This is a genomic window from Providencia sp. M-27 (genome assembly GCF_011077905.1).
Taxonomy (GTDB): Bacteria; Pseudomonadota; Gammaproteobacteria; order Enterobacterales; family Enterobacteriaceae; genus Providencia; species Providencia huaxiensis.
Map to the genome: position 1 here is coordinate 35,257 of NZ_JAALBT010000018.1, position 13,891 is coordinate 49,147.

The 13,891-nt window shown below is 45.7% G+C and carries 27 protein-coding genes; all 27 read right to left on the bottom strand.

What is annotated here, in order from left to right:
* Position 1 precedes the first annotated feature (1 nt).
* The 27 genes from G6Q48_RS18715 to G6Q48_RS18845 all read right to left on the bottom strand — a co-directional run bounded on the left by G6Q48_RS18715 (position 2) and on the right by G6Q48_RS18845 (position 13,851).
* Positions 2-1,132, bottom strand: coding sequence for a phage protease (locus G6Q48_RS18715; RefSeq protein WP_166267977.1), 1,131 nt, complete (start codon positions 1,130-1,132; stop codon positions 2-4).
* Positions 1,133-1,344: 212 nt separating this feature from the next.
* Complete coding sequence (locus tag G6Q48_RS18720) at positions 1,345-1,932, bottom strand: phage virion morphogenesis protein (RefSeq protein ID WP_166267979.1); 588 nt, start codon at positions 1,930-1,932, stop codon at positions 1,345-1,347.
* Positions 1,932-2,306 (bottom strand): hypothetical protein, encoded by a 375-nt coding sequence (locus G6Q48_RS22935; protein WP_166267981.1) that lies wholly within the window; start codon positions 2,304-2,306, stop codon positions 1,932-1,934. The genes G6Q48_RS18720 and G6Q48_RS22935 overlap by 1 nt, the downstream gene beginning before the upstream one ends.
* Positions 2,303-3,529, bottom strand: coding sequence for a phage minor head protein (locus G6Q48_RS18730; RefSeq protein ID WP_166267983.1), 1,227 nt, complete (start codon positions 3,527-3,529; stop codon positions 2,303-2,305). Before G6Q48_RS18730 ends, G6Q48_RS22935 begins: the two co-directional genes overlap by 4 nt.
* 1 nt (position 3,530) lies before the next feature.
* On the bottom strand, positions 3,531-4,997 hold the full coding sequence (locus tag G6Q48_RS18735) for a phage portal protein family protein (protein WP_166267985.1): 1,467 nt from the start codon (positions 4,995-4,997) through the stop codon (positions 3,531-3,533).
* On the bottom strand, positions 4,997-6,781 hold the full coding sequence (locus G6Q48_RS18740) for a hypothetical protein (protein ID WP_207393055.1): 1,785 nt from the start codon (positions 6,779-6,781) through the stop codon (positions 4,997-4,999). Before G6Q48_RS18740 ends, G6Q48_RS18735 begins: the two co-directional genes overlap by 1 nt.
* Before the next feature lie 105 nt (positions 6,782-6,886).
* Positions 6,887-7,084 (bottom strand): hypothetical protein, encoded by a 198-nt coding sequence (locus tag G6Q48_RS18745; RefSeq protein WP_166267986.1) that lies wholly within the window; start codon positions 7,082-7,084, stop codon positions 6,887-6,889.
* The gene (locus tag G6Q48_RS18750; RefSeq protein WP_166267988.1) at positions 7,077-7,580 is read right to left on the bottom strand and encodes a DUF1804 family protein; all 504 of its coding nucleotides are present in this window, start codon (positions 7,578-7,580) and stop codon (positions 7,077-7,079) included. The genes G6Q48_RS18745 and G6Q48_RS18750 overlap by 8 nt, the downstream gene beginning before the upstream one ends.
* Positions 7,581-7,583: 3 nt before the next feature.
* Positions 7,584-7,805 (bottom strand): hypothetical protein, encoded by a 222-nt coding sequence (locus G6Q48_RS18755; RefSeq protein ID WP_166267990.1) that lies wholly within the window; start codon positions 7,803-7,805, stop codon positions 7,584-7,586.
* 11 nt (positions 7,806-7,816) lie between these two features.
* Entirely contained in the window at positions 7,817-8,050 is a 234-nt protein-coding gene (locus G6Q48_RS18760; RefSeq protein ID WP_166267992.1) for a hypothetical protein, read from the bottom strand.
* Entirely contained in the window at positions 8,047-8,229 is a 183-nt protein-coding gene (locus G6Q48_RS22940) for a hypothetical protein (protein WP_166267994.1), read from the bottom strand. The genes G6Q48_RS18760 and G6Q48_RS22940 overlap by 4 nt, the downstream gene beginning before the upstream one ends.
* A gap of 4 nt (positions 8,230-8,233) precedes the next feature.
* Positions 8,234-8,671, bottom strand: a complete 438-nt coding sequence (locus tag G6Q48_RS18770) for a hypothetical protein (RefSeq protein WP_166267996.1) — start codon at positions 8,669-8,671, stop codon at positions 8,234-8,236.
* Positions 8,661-8,906 carry a hypothetical protein gene (locus tag G6Q48_RS18775; protein WP_166267998.1) on the bottom strand — a complete coding sequence of 82 codons (246 nt, stop codon included), beginning with the start codon at positions 8,904-8,906 and terminating at the stop codon, positions 8,661-8,663. Before G6Q48_RS18775 ends, G6Q48_RS18770 begins: the two co-directional genes overlap by 11 nt.
* 4 nt (positions 8,907-8,910) lie before the next feature.
* Entirely contained in the window at positions 8,911-9,381 is a 471-nt protein-coding gene (locus G6Q48_RS18780; protein ID WP_207393056.1) for an N-acetylmuramoyl-L-alanine amidase, read from the bottom strand.
* Between the two features lie 98 nt (positions 9,382-9,479).
* Positions 9,480-9,926, bottom strand: coding sequence for a Mor transcription activator family protein (locus G6Q48_RS18785; protein ID WP_166268002.1), 447 nt, complete (start codon positions 9,924-9,926; stop codon positions 9,480-9,482).
* Positions 9,904-10,350 carry a phage protein GemA/Gp16 family protein gene (locus G6Q48_RS18790; RefSeq protein WP_166268004.1) on the bottom strand — a complete coding sequence of 149 codons (447 nt, stop codon included), beginning with the start codon at positions 10,348-10,350 and terminating at the stop codon, positions 9,904-9,906. The genes G6Q48_RS18785 and G6Q48_RS18790 overlap by 23 nt, the downstream gene beginning before the upstream one ends.
* Positions 10,334-10,558, bottom strand: coding sequence for a hypothetical protein (locus tag G6Q48_RS18795; RefSeq protein WP_166268006.1), 225 nt, complete (start codon positions 10,556-10,558; stop codon positions 10,334-10,336). Before G6Q48_RS18795 ends, G6Q48_RS18790 begins: the two co-directional genes overlap by 17 nt.
* A complete protein-coding gene (locus G6Q48_RS18800; protein ID WP_166268008.1) occupies positions 10,551-10,940 on the bottom strand; it encodes a hypothetical protein in 390 nt (129 codons plus the stop codon). The genes G6Q48_RS18795 and G6Q48_RS18800 overlap by 8 nt, the downstream gene beginning before the upstream one ends.
* Positions 10,937-11,356, bottom strand: a complete 420-nt coding sequence (locus G6Q48_RS18805) for a hypothetical protein (RefSeq protein ID WP_166268010.1) — start codon at positions 11,354-11,356, stop codon at positions 10,937-10,939. The genes G6Q48_RS18800 and G6Q48_RS18805 overlap by 4 nt, the downstream gene beginning before the upstream one ends.
* Positions 11,343-11,876: a hypothetical protein gene (locus G6Q48_RS18810; RefSeq protein WP_166268012.1), complete on the bottom strand. Its 534-nt coding sequence runs from the start codon at positions 11,874-11,876 to the stop codon at positions 11,343-11,345. The genes G6Q48_RS18805 and G6Q48_RS18810 overlap by 14 nt, the downstream gene beginning before the upstream one ends.
* Complete coding sequence (locus G6Q48_RS18815) at positions 11,869-12,036, bottom strand: hypothetical protein (protein WP_166268014.1); 168 nt, start codon at positions 12,034-12,036, stop codon at positions 11,869-11,871. The genes G6Q48_RS18810 and G6Q48_RS18815 overlap by 8 nt, the downstream gene beginning before the upstream one ends.
* Entirely contained in the window at positions 12,029-12,280 is a 252-nt protein-coding gene (locus tag G6Q48_RS18820; RefSeq protein ID WP_166268016.1) for a hypothetical protein, read from the bottom strand. Before G6Q48_RS18820 ends, G6Q48_RS18815 begins: the two co-directional genes overlap by 8 nt.
* Positions 12,281-12,379: 99 nt before the next feature.
* Positions 12,380-12,580 carry a hypothetical protein gene (locus G6Q48_RS18825; RefSeq protein ID WP_166268018.1) on the bottom strand — a complete coding sequence of 67 codons (201 nt, stop codon included), beginning with the start codon at positions 12,578-12,580 and terminating at the stop codon, positions 12,380-12,382.
* Complete coding sequence (locus tag G6Q48_RS18830; RefSeq protein WP_166268020.1) at positions 12,573-12,749, bottom strand: ANR family transcriptional regulator; 177 nt, start codon at positions 12,747-12,749, stop codon at positions 12,573-12,575. Before G6Q48_RS18830 ends, G6Q48_RS18825 begins: the two co-directional genes overlap by 8 nt.
* A gap of 1 nt (position 12,750) precedes the next feature.
* Complete coding sequence (locus G6Q48_RS18835; RefSeq protein WP_166268022.1) at positions 12,751-13,389, bottom strand: DUF3164 family protein; 639 nt, start codon at positions 13,387-13,389, stop codon at positions 12,751-12,753.
* On the bottom strand, positions 13,379-13,573 hold the full coding sequence (locus tag G6Q48_RS18840) for a hypothetical protein (protein WP_166268024.1): 195 nt from the start codon (positions 13,571-13,573) through the stop codon (positions 13,379-13,381). The genes G6Q48_RS18835 and G6Q48_RS18840 overlap by 11 nt, the downstream gene beginning before the upstream one ends.
* A gap of 8 nt (positions 13,574-13,581) precedes the next feature.
* Positions 13,582-13,851 carry a hypothetical protein gene (locus G6Q48_RS18845; protein WP_166268026.1) on the bottom strand — a complete coding sequence of 90 codons (270 nt, stop codon included), beginning with the start codon at positions 13,849-13,851 and terminating at the stop codon, positions 13,582-13,584.
* Positions 13,852-13,891: the final 40 nt, after the last annotated feature.

The following is a 13,891-nucleotide window of genomic DNA, read 5'->3' on the forward strand; positions in this document are numbered from 1 at the left end:
TTTATAGCCCCTTTTTCGCTTCGGCATACTCAGCCGCAGTTAATCCTGAAATGGTTGCCGCTTCTAATTCAACAGCGGTTAATCCATGCTCGCCCGTTGGAGCTGTACCGCCAGATTGAAGTTTGGTCAGTGCAGCAATCGGCGCGGCGTTATCAATGAAGCTTTTCAGCGCGGCCACATCTTGTTTTCCCAATCCTTCAGCCCAAGCCTTCATAGGTGGAAGTATTTTTCCATCCTTGATAGCGGCTTCAATCAAATCTGAGACTTCACCGCCATTGACTTTCGCAGTCAGTGCGGCAATGTCCTTCTGCAACTGAGTGACTGCTTCAATCGGCACATACTTCGATAAGTCAGGCTGACCCGCTTTAGTCGCCGCAGCGGAAGCAGCGGTTTTCAAGGCGGCAATTTCTTGGTCTTTATCAGCCAATGAGGTGGATTGTGATTGATGCAGGGTGATTAATCGGCTCAGACTGGCAGTAGCCGCATCATCACCTTCACCGTCTTTCGGCAATTGCCCGACGGATTGCGTCAGTGCCTCAAGGATCTCTGCTTCCGTTGCCGTGTCCGCCAATCCTAATAATTTGCGTAGCAGCGCCAGTATTTTATCCATGGTGTTCTCCATCGGAGGGGTGGAGCCAGCCGCATACTTCGTCATGGCGGCCAGCGTGATTTCATTCATGCCATCGAGACCAGGGTTATTGGTGATGGTGACACTGAAAATGTCCGTCACCGCCCCTGAGACTTTGTCATAGGAAAAAACAGTGGAAATGTAGCGATACTCTTTGTCCGCTATCATGGCGGCGGCTTTGGGTGTCCAATCGACGTTTTCAACATATAAGCCGTCGTCTTGCCACACTAAATTAGCGCCTTTGAACCAACCCGCTGCGGGTGCGGGCTGTCCGTTCTTCTCGGTATGTAAGCTTTGATGCTCATAATCGATAAGAAAGTCATTTTTGACTAATTTAGCCCTACCAATAAGCTGTTGAGCGAGTTCAGGTGTAAGCACCCAACTTTCACATTCTTCTGGTCGAATGTCTGTTGAGCGGAACTTACCCGCAGGCAATAATTGAATTTTATTGCTGCCTGGCTGAAGCACTTGTTTGGTTAATAACGCGATAGCATGTTTTTTCATGCTGCCATGATGGCAAATAGACAAAACGGGGAAAGGATGAGAACGGTCGTCACATTAGGGGAAATAACAAAAAGTGACACGGGGTAGCATACATCCTTTTACAGATTGACAGAACCCCGTTTAAAAATCACCAGAAACGTTTAAAGATTTTTTTATGAACCAACATACCCATAAAGACTAAAACGTCTTACATTGCGTTACAGCGACATTTATCACACACTCAGTAACGAGAAGCGAATGGCATCAAAAACCGCTTGTCGGGCATTCGGTGTCAGTGATTTTGTTTCGGTGATCGGGAAGAATGGCCTTGCGGGGATCACAATTTGGTAATTGACCGCACGCGTCACCGCTAACTTATGCGAACGCTTCGCAAATACCGCTAAATTTTCATTGGATTTTTGCCCTAATAACTTGCCTTTGCGGTTGGTACGCAAGCGCACTTCGCCTTGACGCTGAATAGTTGCACCAAAGAAATGCACAGGGGCATAATTTAAGGAAGAAGCCACTTGGGCATAATCCGCGCCATAATCGCGCACAATTGAACTCAATAATGCGCCACGTTGCTCTAATATCTTCCCTGGCCAATAGCCTTTTTTACTTCGCGCGCGAATGGTTGAGGGGCGTAAATCTTGCCAGCCGCCTGGCGTGAGTCCTTCTTGGTTAAAAATGGTGTGGGTTTCTTCCAGTAGTTTATCCGCTATCAATGCCATGGTTGGGCGTGCATCATTGAGACGCAAAGCGAGCTGTGACAATGCATAACGCACTGACCTATCATCAACGGTAATCTTTAAGGCACTCATTAGCGACGCTCCCGATTGAACTGATATAACCAGCGACTTAAATTATGATCGCGAACGTCATTCATCGGTTGTTTGACTTTTCGCTTGCAAAGCCAGTAACAAACCACCGCCCAGATAGGGTACGTTAATGGCCATAGTACCAAAAATAACAGTGTGATGATGGTATAGAAGAGCGCCATCGGGATTTCTCGAATTTCCAATGACAGCACATCATCAGGCCGCAAACTCAGTATGGCGGGAATATTTTGACCGTAGATATTTGCAGACCAGGACAAACAGTCCAAGAAATTGTAATCATATCCACAGGCCACCGCCCATAGTGGTCTATCAAGAAAATGTGCCAGTGTAACGGGATAATGTTTGTAGTATCTCATCGATTGTCCTCTATCAATTGACCTGCGGTTAATGCAATGGCAAGGCTGGCTTCATTGAGCGGTATCATGGAGAGAATGACACCGCTTTTCTGCTCTAAAACCACTTGCCACCACTGACCACTCGTATCTTGGCGATAAAAACGCAGCCATTGACCTAATGAGGTGATCACTGCGGGTTGTTCAATCACTGATTGCACAAACGGCAATTGGGCTAACTCGGGCATTAAGCCTAATTGGGCTTGCCGCATGAGTTGAACGTCACTTAAATAGGCCGTGCGCGTGGGTAAACGTAAGGTGGCTTGCTGTGCGGGGGTAAATATGGCCGCAGGGAGCATTTCGCCAAATGTTTCCTTGGCTTGCGCTTGCTCAACGAGCTGCGCCAGTTCGGGGCCATCTAAACCCGCTTTCACGTATGGGCGCGATAACTCCGCATCGTATTTATCTAAGTTAGCTTTCCACACTTGCTGGCCTGGATTGATATCAAAGCCCACATCAGGATAAAAATCGACGAGCTGACCGTTAGCATCTTTAAACTGCACGCCCTGTACATTCGACGTTATTGGATTGCCGTCATCATCCAACCCAATGATCACATCTTGGTTAAGGCGCTGCTCCGTGCGACTGACCACCAAACCTTCACGTTTAATTTGCTCTTCAGAGATAAATTCAACCCGACAACGGCAATTAAACCCGTTCGGTGGGAAGATCACATTCCAAATAGGGTCTGAATGATGAAAGATAAGGTTATTGAGTTTCGCATGACTTGGACGCGTGTTTAAGTCCATCACCGCCCGATAGCGCCAGTAGGGGTAACGCTCACGACTATCAATCAATTGCTCATAACGTGCCGCCATAAAGGCTTGCTGACGTTGTGTGTAAAAGATGGTTTTGAGTCGCCCAGGGTTTCCCATCTGATGGCGAGTGATTTCGCCTGTGTCGGTGTTAATGACTTCCTCGGTTCCCCACCAACCTTTTTTCTTGAGGATAGGCGTCATTTTTTTGATGAACATGTCAGCCGTATCCCCATTGGCGACACTTTCACGCAACCCGTTCACCAAATCCTGCGCGATATCTAAGCGCGTAAGGTTGGCAAAACCAAAGGCATACGCATGGTCACGGGGCGTCATCGCATCCGTGCGAATATTTAACCCTTTGTTATCGAGATAGCGCAGGGCTTCAATCGGTTTCATGCGAAACAGCCCTTGAATTTCAACCTTATCCATATCAGTGGTCTTTCGTTGAGGTGGCAAAGGCCACAAGGCGTGATAATGCGCGCGTATCCCCTAAACAGGATGCTAACAATTGCGGTTCCATTTTAGGGAAAGCTTCTGCTAGTGCTGTCAGCAAGGCAAATTCAGAGCTTGACGACGTTCTCGCCGCTTGTAAGGCTGGCGCAAGTAAGGCCAATAAGGCATCCTGTGCGCGGGCACTGGTCGCTAAATCTTCTACACCTGCATCAATGCCCGCTTGAATGGTGTTTTGAGGTGACGTGAGTTGTTTGACCAGTGCGGCGATAGCAACATTATCCACTTGCTTCGTGAGCGCAGATTGAGAGGATTGAGTACCTTCAGCTTGTTCAACCTGGAACACTAAACGCGGCGTTCTGCGGCGGTCAGCGTTCGGACGGCGATTTAACACAATAAGAGGCCAGAAGAGATCACTTCGCAATGTCGTGGCGACTTGCTTACCGTCCGAAATGAGCAAGTCATGACGCACTTCATTGTGAATATTACCGAGGGCATTGGTGGAGGTTTTACCGTCGGCTTGCGTGGTCAACGTCCCGCCTAATATGGCCTTAGACATCGATTTTTCAGCCCAATCCGTGAGCGCCATAAATGGGGAGTGAGACGCATCTGATGCCTTGGTGAGTTCAATGACCATTTCCGCAGGGATGATCCCGCCTGCATATCGGCCCAACTCTGTCACCGCACGCATTAACTGATTTTTCTCTGCCTGACCTGTACCGCTTGGGTATTTACCAATACGCAAAGGAATACCGTAGATTTCCAGCAACTCAGCCAAACTTTGCGTGCCAAAATTACGCATTAAATACGGCCAGGCTAAGGTACGTAATAACCCTGAACGGGACACATAACCACTGCGGGATTTATGGCGGTGCTGTATCCAACCAAAGGATTGCAACGGCTCACCCTCACCATCATCGGTACGCAGGACGATTTTATTTTGGTCGGTTTTATCCAACTGGAACCACGATTGCGGCCGAAAATGAAATTGGCTGGGATACCATTCAAGACCGACATTTTCCCACGCTATTTCAATGTTGCTGAAGCCATGACCAATGGCATCGAGCATATCAATCAGTAAATCTTCCCACCCATCCAATTCAGATAAAAACTCCGTTAGCCACTGCGCATCTTGCACTTCAACGGGGGTTGGGTTTGTTGGGGGCTGAATGATGTAATTGACGGTGAGCAATGACCGCTTACGTTTTTGCATCTCTGCAAACAAATGGGCGTCTTGCTCTTCCATATCGGTAAAAAGGTCAGCTTGTGCCGATAAATTACCCATTTCAGCTTCACGTAAAATGCGTGATAACCGCTGTGGCGTCAGGCGGTGGCTGGGGTGTTCCGCCCAAATTTGACGTAACCCCGCAATTTTCGAGGTTTGCGGTTCGTGCAAGACGTCGCGTGTAATTGGGTCTCCCCACATATCGACAATCGGACTTTTCATTACCATAACTCCCGACCAAACGAACTACCGTCTGCGTCATCCATAAAATAATCATCACCGTGATGGGAGCTATCCCCACGGTTCGGTACTGGTTGCCATTCAAAGTTCCCCGCACCACGAGACACGGCAATCATCCACAAAATATGCAATGCCGATAAACCATCATAGTGATGGCCGCTTTGCGGCTCAGGCCAGGTATCTAACTCAGAAAGCAGCAAAGTCAGCTTTGGATCAAAGACAATGCCAGGCATAAACTGGTCATTAATGTAAGGCTCTAACGATTCAATACGCACTTCTAAAGGTACGGAAGCGGTGACACCGACCAATGGCAAAGCAACCCCTTGGCGCATACCCGCTTTAATGAAGGTTTGGCGTGAATGCTCATAGGCATTGTTATTTTCAAAGCCAATTGAAATACAATTAAATGCTCTTTGAACGGCGATTAAATCGGCTTCTAATTTTGAGGGTAAGCGGCGTTTAATTTCGGCTTCCATCACATGCAAACGGTGCTTTTCTTTATCCCAACCGCCCACCAAAATGGAGGATGGGTCACTGGTTTCACCTTTACCCATTGACGGGTCACACGCGCCAAAAATAAGCCAGTTGCGCCAACGTTGGGTAAAGAATTGAATGTTAATAAAGGTTTTATCTTCGTCGGTGCGTGGGTCGCCTTGCATTTCAGTGGCAAAGGCTTTGCCGTTCTTCGCACGCTGACGCATAAGCCAATACAACGTTCGGACTGACGGCCAACTAATTACCGCGCCATCATCCATCATCACTTTATTGGCTAAATAGAATTGATAGGAAGGCAACATTTCAGGGGGTAAATCGATTCCCGCCTTTGCCGCTTCCTCTTCGGCTACACCGTCATCATTGAGCATTTTTTCTTGGCACTGTTCCCACAAATCCATATGGGTGGGCAATGTTACAATGGCCTTAAAATGATGCACAATGTGCCCGATAGTGCGCTTAGCGCGACTAATGGGGTCATCTTTATCCAGCACTGTACCGACACCGATGTATTTGACTGAGCCGTCAGGTGGCCCCAAGTATTCAATGGCTTTTGATAGCCAATTCCAGCGGTTATCACGCTCTGTGGGGGATTTGGCTTCCGCATCCGTAATCAGGTCATCCCCTAGTAATAACTTAGGGCGACTTGCGCCGTGGAACGTACCACGAATGGCTTGTTCTGCACCAAACGACTCAATTTTAACGCCACTGCGTGTGACAAACTCCCCAATTTTCCACTGTGGGCCTTTGCCACAGACTTCGGGAAAATCCAGCGCTAAGGCAGCATTGACGGTTAACTCGGTTTTAACCACTTCGAGCAATTTAGCCGGTAGTTTGGTTTCAGCACCTAAAAGAATGATGTAATCAATAAAAGTTGGGCGTTCGCCTGTGATATCTAACGATGAACGGACATCATCACGTTGGTGTAATGCCTGTACGGCACACCAAACGGGACCTATTTTAGTTAGAAGTGACGATTTCGCTTCACCACGCGGGGCAATCCACCATTCAATGGCACCACCTTGGCGCGTTAACAGTTGCGGAAAACGCTGGCAAAAGTGCGCATGGAATAACGATTGTTCACCACGAATATGGTGGGGGAAGTAGGTGTACGCGAAAAAGGCAAAATCCCCATTGAGGACACGGCGACGACGCGCTCTAATTGCTTCGGGCGACGCATCCAAGCCCGTACTGAAGGCTTGAATGTCCTTACTGAGTGCTTGCTTCAGCTCGGCAATGGATTGGAGAAATTCACGGGTTTTCATTTGACTCATGGCGTTATTTCCCTAGATCAAAGAGAAGTGCAGCAAACAAAAACCAACCCCAACAGTCTGCACCATGCGCGGCGAGGAAAAAGGCAAGGAACAGTGCGATAAAACTCACCAGTGGCTCTCCTGGTTAATGAGCATCACCAACTCGTAATAACGTTGGTCTTGCGTCTGTTTGTAATCACGATCAGCTAAATATTGATGGCCACCTTTCATCACCACACAGACGTTATTGCCTTCAACTTTGATCTCGGCAATTTCAGACGCAGAGACCGCATGATTACTTTTAATCGGAATTAATTTATCCATACTTTTTTGTGATCTCCTGTCCAAACGGCTCTAAAATGTCTGCAAATGCCTGTAAGTGCTGCGGATAATTCTCTTTAATAAAGAACGATAACAACTCAACCACTTCAATGGCCGTCGCCAGTTGTGACGTTTCAGGCAGCACCTTGCGACTAGACGCAATCGCCTTGTTATAGGCATCAGAAAGGCTCCCTAACAGCTTCACACGCTCTTCAGGTGGGAGTTTTGTCTCACCGTAAGTGAGTTCATCCATTGTGGTTTTAAATTGGGTCACAAGCCCTGTGAGCATGGCTCGGGCTATTTCTTCTAAACCGCCGCCAGACATTAAGCGAGCAGACTTTAATTTGTCCCAATCATCACCCGTTTCAGCGGCGTTATTTTTCCAACGCTGCGCTGTACTGTAGGCGATACCACATTGCATTGAAGCCACTTCTAGCGACAAACCGTCAAAGACGTAAGCTCGACGTAGCTTGTCGCGCATCTCTGGCGGATGAGCCATAATTTACAGTCCTAATCGTGAACGAATGAGCGAAAACCCAATAGCAATAATCCCACCTGTCACGCCACCGGATACCGCCCCTGAAATAGCCCCTTGACGAACGGCCATCGATTTAATCTCATCAATATTGTTTTCAATATTGGTTAACTGGCCTTTAATGTCGTTTAATGCGTCCATCTCAGGGGATGAATGCGCTCGACGCTGGCGTCTGGTACGTCTTCCCATGGTAAAACTCCTTATTGTTTGTCTGCCTTGCGGTCGAGTTTGTTGTCGATAATTTGTAATTGCTGCTTGATTTCTTTCAGAATTTCCATAAAGCGGCTTTCACTTTCGCGGGCGTCATCACGTAGCTGATAATTAGCCTGTGATTTACGTAGCTCTTTAATTTCATTGAACATCCAACGAAATAGAAAACCGCCAAGAAAACTCAGTAGCGTTAAGGCAATTTGCAGCACCATTTCTAATGTCATTGGGGCTTCTCCTCAAACCAGTATGTAAGCGTATCTAACTGGTTTTTCATTCCCATGCACCACGCGCCATAGGCGGTTGCATGATGTAAAATTTCAGCCGTTGAGCCATTTTTAGGCTTCACAGGCATAGCTTTAGCGCGGTAAGTCTCGGGTGACGGCTTCACCTCGGAGGCAATCACGCATTCAGTAACCAAGGGCTTCGGTGTAGAGTTGCAAGCCGTTATCACCAAAGCAATTAGGATGACCATCACGTTGAACGGCTTCATCAATACGCTCCTTGAGCTTTTGTTGGGTTTGGGTGAGTTTCAGTTGGGTGTCATGTAGTTTTTTTTCTAAATCTTGGGTGTGTTGCTGCTCAGTGTTGAACTTGGTAAGGGCGGCTTGCAATGTCGCCACATGGCGTTCGGCGGCTTCGCGCCTCTCTTGCTCATAACCGCTAATGGCTTTTTCTTTCTGGCGTAGCTCAACATTAAGGCCGTGAATCTCACTTTGCGTGATACGTTCATGCACAAACCACCCGATAGCACCACCACATAACACCGCGATTAAACCGCCGATAATGGCACCTTGATACTGTTTTAAAGCCGATTTAAAGAGCTGCCATGTGAGGTTACTTATCATGGGATTCACCTTGCGAGACTTTATCGCGACGAAACGCCGCGTATTTAGATGCCTGCGACTGAATAACAAACGCCCCCAGATACGCCATGAGATACCACTCTTCAAGCTGTCCATTCACGGTGACCCACAACATGCAAAAGGACGAGACCAGGAATGCCCCCATCAGTGTGGTATCGGACGTGGATAAACGGCCTGTGGCGGGATTGGTGATGAGTTGAAGGAGTCGCAAGCGCATAAGGTTAATCCAAAATATGACCTGGTAACGGCGCTAAACCGACCGCTGACCAGTCAGCAACATCAAAGCCAGGGCAAATTTTATTGGAAAACTCACGGTGGCCATGTAAAGAGGCTTTCGGGTATTTGTGTACCAGTTCGGTCACTAACGCTTTTAAGCGTGTCCACTGTTTAACAGTGAACTTATCCGTGCCCGCCATACAAATGCCGATGGAGCCTGTGTTGTAACCCAACGTATGCGCGCCCACTTCGCCTTCGCGGCGGCCTGTGGTGCATGTGCCATCAATATCAATGACGTATTGATAACCGATATGACGTAATTCAGGGTTGAAGCCTAGACTCGCTTGACTACGAGCAAAGCCAAAGCCTTTATGCCAGCGGTCAATGACTTGTGAAGCGGTTTCAGTTGCGGTAGCAATCGGGCGGCCATTAGGTGTGGCGGCACAATGAAGTATGATGCGATTAATGTTAGACATAAAAGCCATCCTATTGATTAAGAGGCTTTCAGTATGTCAAATGGGAATTATTGTATAGGTAGGATGGCGGTCGCTACATTGCGACCGCGCTATAAATACTATATCAGATTTAATTGCTGTGAAGATAGATTTTGCTCAGCGATTAAGCGTTGCGCCCATCTATCCGAGACACCGTAAACAGGGCAGAGCTTGAGTAATGCAAAGTTAGAGGATTCGCCTGTTTCAAGTAGTGCGTAGTAATCATTTAAAAATCGTTGGTTACGGTAAGCCCTTAACGCGTGCATATTGCGGGGAATATACACATCTTCACCCCCAAAGTAACCTTCCAGTTTTTTAGTCACTTCCTCGCCTAAATGCTCCACTAAAACTTCACGACGACGATTATCCTTTAAGCGCTTACCCTTACGAACCCGAAACGTCATACCACCAAACTTTTTAATGAGCTTTTCGGTATCTTGGTAGCCTAATAACGTGATGAACTCACGCACAATCGGTTGAACCAGCTCTTCAATTTCAGCCAGTTCAGGTTTTGGATGACTGTTCATTCTTTGCCTCCCGAGCCTTACGGCGCTTGGCATCTATCGCTAATGCCTGCATCAGTTTGGTTAACTCACCAAAGGTCAAGAACTCTATCTTTTGGCGGTTAAACATGTGTGCAGCCATCGACTCTGCATAATTCCAAGGGCGCTGCGCATCAGCCAGTAATGCTTCGATTTTACGCAAAACAGACTCACGCGATACAGGCACGCTAGGGCGTCGGCCGTGTTTACGAGTGCTTTTACGCGGGTAGCCTTGGTCATGCAGGTAATCACGAACTTGACTTAATTCGTCCAGCGTTAACTTTTTAGCGGAATCCTTGCCTGTCATGCGAACAAGGATACTGCGATAGGTTTCATCATCTAATTTGAGATACTGTTGAGCGGCCTTTATGACACCAATTAATATTTTTTGCTTATTCATTGTAGCCATGCCATTCCTCCCGCAATTCATTTATATCAGAACAAGAACTCTCGACCCTGTTGGCTAGTTCTTCTAAATCATGAACCATGCCGCCGTCTAGCCCCTCCCATTCATTTGACATTTCATATAACCGCTTGGATATGCGCTTTAATTTAGTTAACTGATTACGAGATAGTTTTAAGTGATCAATATAGGGGTTGTTAGAATTTTTACTCATTGCAATCCTCACTAATATTCGCGTGACCTGTCACGTTGGTTAAGTTGAGCTGACGGGCATCACGTGTTAACCAACAATTAGATTGACCAATAAATAACCCTTTGCAATGGTTAGGCATTTGCTCTTTGCAGTGCTGGCAAGTGCCTAACTTTGCGTGCTGCCGCTTGAGCTGCTCAAGGTTGCACAGTAAGAGCAATGACACCAATTCGTTACGGTCATAAGGTTCACGACCTGGGTTACGATTTACACAAAGATAATCAAGCGCATCCTTTTCTAAATCCGTAAAAGTAAACTCCATGCGGTGCAAACCATCTTTGCGTTGATTCGCACGCTGGCGACGTTTACGCGCTGCTGCTTGTGAAGGTGCTCTTAAATTGGTCATAGTGAGTCACCTTTCAAAGTTACCCCTTCAATGCGCTTAAATTGACGAACAAGCGCTGAAGCCTTGCTAAAATAGGGTTGATACCATGTTAATTTTTCATAAAGATTTGGGATCTCTTTTTTAGCGCGTCTTTTACCCCAAATTTTTTCTAACTTTTTCACTTTAGTAGGGCTATAAATTGATTTTTGGCGTTTAGACCAAAATAGCGCTACCAAGGGATTAAACACATTACTATTGGGCCATCCCCATCCACTACAAATTTCACCATCTAAAAAAACGGCTAATTTTGTTTTTCCCTCACCAGCACTGACACGCCTTATACCAATTTCAGTATCTTGGTATTGAAAATCGACTGATGCGAAATAATCTTTTAGATCTCCTTCAATTTTCGCCCATTGCTCTTTACTGATGCTCATCTCGTACCCCCGCAGACTTCATGGAAGGAAACTTACCTTGGTAGCTGTAGTCCGTTGAATCACTATTGGTGCTTTTTGGGTACGCATTACAGGTTGAAGAGCATCCGCCACGCATCCAATCATTGCAGCTATCGCATAAGCACGACTTAATCACGGGATTACGTAGGCGTTCGGCAAAAGCATGGCAGCGGGCTATTTCATCCGCGATAATTTGAGTTACAACACCACCATAGTCACATTCAGTTAAGGCATTCAGCGTGTCTTGTAAGGATTCTGCCAATTTATCAACACCTTGAGCCTGTAATTCCTGAGAATACTCAGCACTAATCTGAATATCATCATCAGTCAATTTGGCATATAGCGGCTCAGTAAAACCCGCTGAACCATTGCGATTAACGTTAATTTGCGTGGAAGTACCCCAATCTTCGCCTAATGTTTGAAAAGGGAATGCATAGCAGACAGGGTGAGCAGTAATAATAAATTTTCGCTTTATCATGCTACTGGTTGATGTGTTACGCATTTTGACCATCCTCATCCACATTAAATGCAGAACAAATATGGGTTGCGGCGGTGGTGACCACTTCAAGCTGCTTTTGGCTTATCTTCAGCCCTGGCACTTGTTTGGCTAATTCATCCAATATGGCAGTAACCACTTTAATTTGTTGAATTTTATTACTCATCGCTTGAATCCTCATCAGATTCAACCTCAAAAGGTAATACGTTAAATTGAGTACACGCGAGAACAACGCCGATTTTAAAGGCTTTTTGTTCTTCCTTAGTTTTAAACTCAATATCAGGCAGGCCATTAGGTAATTTAATTGTTGCATCGGCATGATTTTTTAATAAATCACAGGCTTCATTCGCTCGACCATGCCAATCAACAATTTCTTGTTTTAATAATGCTAAATCCATTTTATCGACCATGGTAAATACCTCGTTATCAGAATTTAGGCGTAAGCCAGCCCCTGCGGGTTTACGCCATTAATTAAAAGTTTAAGTTTTTTAGTGGGTTACATTATTTAGCTATTGCGAGTTAGTTAATGAATCAATATCAACGTAATAAGGGTGAATATTGATTTCAACAATAACTCTATTACCTTCATTTTTTGCTACATCTAACGTTCTAACTGCTGGCCCACCACGTAAAAAGCGACTTTCTTGGTAAATAAAGATATGGCCAACAAGATACTTTTCGTTAAATTGCTGGGCTGTTAACTTAGACACGACGACCCCCTGATGATTTTAGGCAGTAATCAGCACGGGATTCAGCCCAATGACGGTTTGCATCTTTACGAGCACGACGTACCGCTTCAACCCAATACTTATACGCATCAGCAAAGCGACCTTGCTGTTCTGCATGAGATGCTTTAGCGGCATAATGAACAAAAGACATATCACACCCCCGCAATATCAAGAGGAATAGGCACGTACTGATCATTATCACCAACACGCTCATAAATACGGATATAGGCACGACTACCAATGACCTGTAATGCTTCACCAATGGCTTCCATAGCTTTAATCCAACGAGCATCTTTAATATCTAATCGGCGTAGAGAAAGAACCGCGCCCGTATTTACGCTTCCTTCCTTATCAACATCAAATGCCTGGTTAATAATCGAATGGATCTCAGCTTTAGCCCCCTGAACCCAATCCTTTAAACACTCGTCAATCAACTCTTTAGCGCCCTGTAAACGCTCATCAAAAGCAATACGGTCTTGCATTGCACGCTGGATTTTGTAACGGCCATCATGAGAATAGAGCGTTACATTTCCTTTTTTACCGCCCACGCTAACACCATACTGCTCTGCTGAAAGTGAAACAAAGGCCACGATATCACCAAATGCAGTAAATTTAAATTGGCGTAATAACTCACTAATTTGAATAGCCTGTACAATTAGATCACCCACTAAACCATCACGTTGAATATCAATAGGTTTAATTAAATCGACAGGGGTTAAAATACCCTTAGCATCACGCCAGTAACCTTCTGGTACATCATGTTGTGTAAATTGCTTTGGATTAGTGCTCATTGCGTTTTTCCTCAGATAATCGTAGTTTCCAAACATTTATTGCGCTATCAATACGTTGCATTAGCGAATCTGCTGTTTGCATTTCACTAAATGTTGCAGTTCCCTCAATGCTGTCTCCGGTGATCTTGAAGTCAAATTCACCAGACTTGCTCTCTTTAATAACAATGGTGATTTTTGCTGCCATAATGCCCCCTAATGAATTGATTCCGACCAAAAAACACGACATTGACCGAACTTAAAAATGCCGCATTTAACACCTGATACATAAACGTAACTTGCTTTCCCGTGGTTAATAAGCGAATCACAGTAATCATGACGCGCTACCTGAATAAGTGCCTTACCATCACGAATTGAGGTATCTAGAACAGTAAGACCTAAATCCGTTAACTCTTTAGAAACCAAGTCAGCACTCATAAACTTTGAGATAACGGACTGATTTTCTGCTGTAATTGTGATATCCATGCTAACCTCTATTAATATTCAAATTATTACTATTAAAGGT

What these genes read in the sequence shown, in the direction of transcription:
- G6Q48_RS18805 (WP_166268010.1), bottom strand. Translation starts at nt 11,356, where the DNA reads ATGAGCATCAGTAAAGAGCAATGGGCGAAAATTGAAGGAGATCTAAAA.
- G6Q48_RS18770 (WP_166267996.1), bottom strand. Translation starts at nt 8,671, where the DNA reads ATGATAAGTAACCTCACATGGCAGCTCTTTAAATCGGCTTTAAAACAG.
- G6Q48_RS18780 (WP_207393056.1), bottom strand. Translation starts at nt 9,381, where the DNA reads ATGTCTAACATTAATCGCATCATACTTCATTGTGCCGCCACACCTAAT.
- G6Q48_RS18835 (WP_166268022.1), bottom strand. Translation starts at nt 13,389, where the DNA reads ATGAGCACTAATCCAAAGCAATTTACACAACATGATGTACCAGAAGGT.
- G6Q48_RS18760 (WP_166267992.1), bottom strand. Translation starts at nt 8,050, where the DNA reads ATGACATTAGAAATGGTGCTGCAAATTGCCTTAACGCTACTGAGTTTT.
- G6Q48_RS18800 (WP_166268008.1), bottom strand. Translation starts at nt 10,940, where the DNA reads ATGACCAATTTAAGAGCACCTTCACAAGCAGCAGCGCGTAAACGTCGC.
- G6Q48_RS18775 (WP_166267998.1), bottom strand. Translation starts at nt 8,906, where the DNA reads ATGCGCTTGCGACTCCTTCAACTCATCACCAATCCCGCCACAGGCCGT.
- G6Q48_RS22935 (WP_166267981.1), bottom strand. Translation starts at nt 2,306, where the DNA reads ATGAGATACTACAAACATTATCCCGTTACACTGGCACATTTTCTTGAT.
- G6Q48_RS18720 (WP_166267979.1), bottom strand. Translation starts at nt 1,932, where the DNA reads ATGAGTGCCTTAAAGATTACCGTTGATGATAGGTCAGTGCGTTATGCA.
- G6Q48_RS18740 (WP_207393055.1), bottom strand. Translation starts at nt 6,781, where the DNA reads ATGAGTCAAATGAAAACCCGTGAATTTCTCCAATCCATTGCCGAGCTG.
- G6Q48_RS18785 (WP_166268002.1), bottom strand. Translation starts at nt 9,926, where the DNA reads ATGAACAGTCATCCAAAACCTGAACTGGCTGAAATTGAAGAGCTGGTT.
- G6Q48_RS18755 (WP_166267990.1), bottom strand. Translation starts at nt 7,805, where the DNA reads ATGGGAAGACGTACCAGACGCCAGCGTCGAGCGCATTCATCCCCTGAG.
- G6Q48_RS18815 (WP_166268014.1), bottom strand. Translation starts at nt 12,036, where the DNA reads ATGAGTAATAAAATTCAACAAATTAAAGTGGTTACTGCCATATTGGAT.
- G6Q48_RS18730 (WP_166267983.1), bottom strand. Translation starts at nt 3,529, where the DNA reads ATGGATAAGGTTGAAATTCAAGGGCTGTTTCGCATGAAACCGATTGAA.
- G6Q48_RS18750 (WP_166267988.1), bottom strand. Translation starts at nt 7,580, where the DNA reads ATGGCTCATCCGCCAGAGATGCGCGACAAGCTACGTCGAGCTTACGTC.
- G6Q48_RS18810 (WP_166268012.1), bottom strand. Translation starts at nt 11,876, where the DNA reads ATGCGTAACACATCAACCAGTAGCATGATAAAGCGAAAATTTATTATT.
- G6Q48_RS18840 (WP_166268024.1), bottom strand. Translation starts at nt 13,573, where the DNA reads ATGGCAGCAAAAATCACCATTGTTATTAAAGAGAGCAAGTCTGGTGAA.
- G6Q48_RS18745 (WP_166267986.1), bottom strand. Translation starts at nt 7,084, where the DNA reads ATGGATAAATTAATTCCGATTAAAAGTAATCATGCGGTCTCTGCGTCT.
- G6Q48_RS18820 (WP_166268016.1), bottom strand. Translation starts at nt 12,280, where the DNA reads ATGGTCGATAAAATGGATTTAGCATTATTAAAACAAGAAATTGTTGAT.
- G6Q48_RS18735 (WP_166267985.1), bottom strand. Translation starts at nt 4,997, where the DNA reads ATGAAAAGTCCGATTGTCGATATGTGGGGAGACCCAATTACACGCGAC.
- G6Q48_RS18845 (WP_166268026.1), bottom strand. Translation starts at nt 13,851, where the DNA reads ATGGATATCACAATTACAGCAGAAAATCAGTCCGTTATCTCAAAGTTT.
- G6Q48_RS18830 (WP_166268020.1), bottom strand. Translation starts at nt 12,749, where the DNA reads ATGTCTTTTGTTCATTATGCCGCTAAAGCATCTCATGCAGAACAGCAA.
- G6Q48_RS18715 (WP_166267977.1), bottom strand. Translation starts at nt 1,132, where the DNA reads ATGAAAAAACATGCTATCGCGTTATTAACCAAACAAGTGCTTCAGCCA.
- G6Q48_RS18790 (WP_166268004.1), bottom strand. Translation starts at nt 10,350, where the DNA reads ATGGCTACAATGAATAAGCAAAAAATATTAATTGGTGTCATAAAGGCC.
- G6Q48_RS18795 (WP_166268006.1), bottom strand. Translation starts at nt 10,558, where the DNA reads ATGAGTAAAAATTCTAACAACCCCTATATTGATCACTTAAAACTATCT.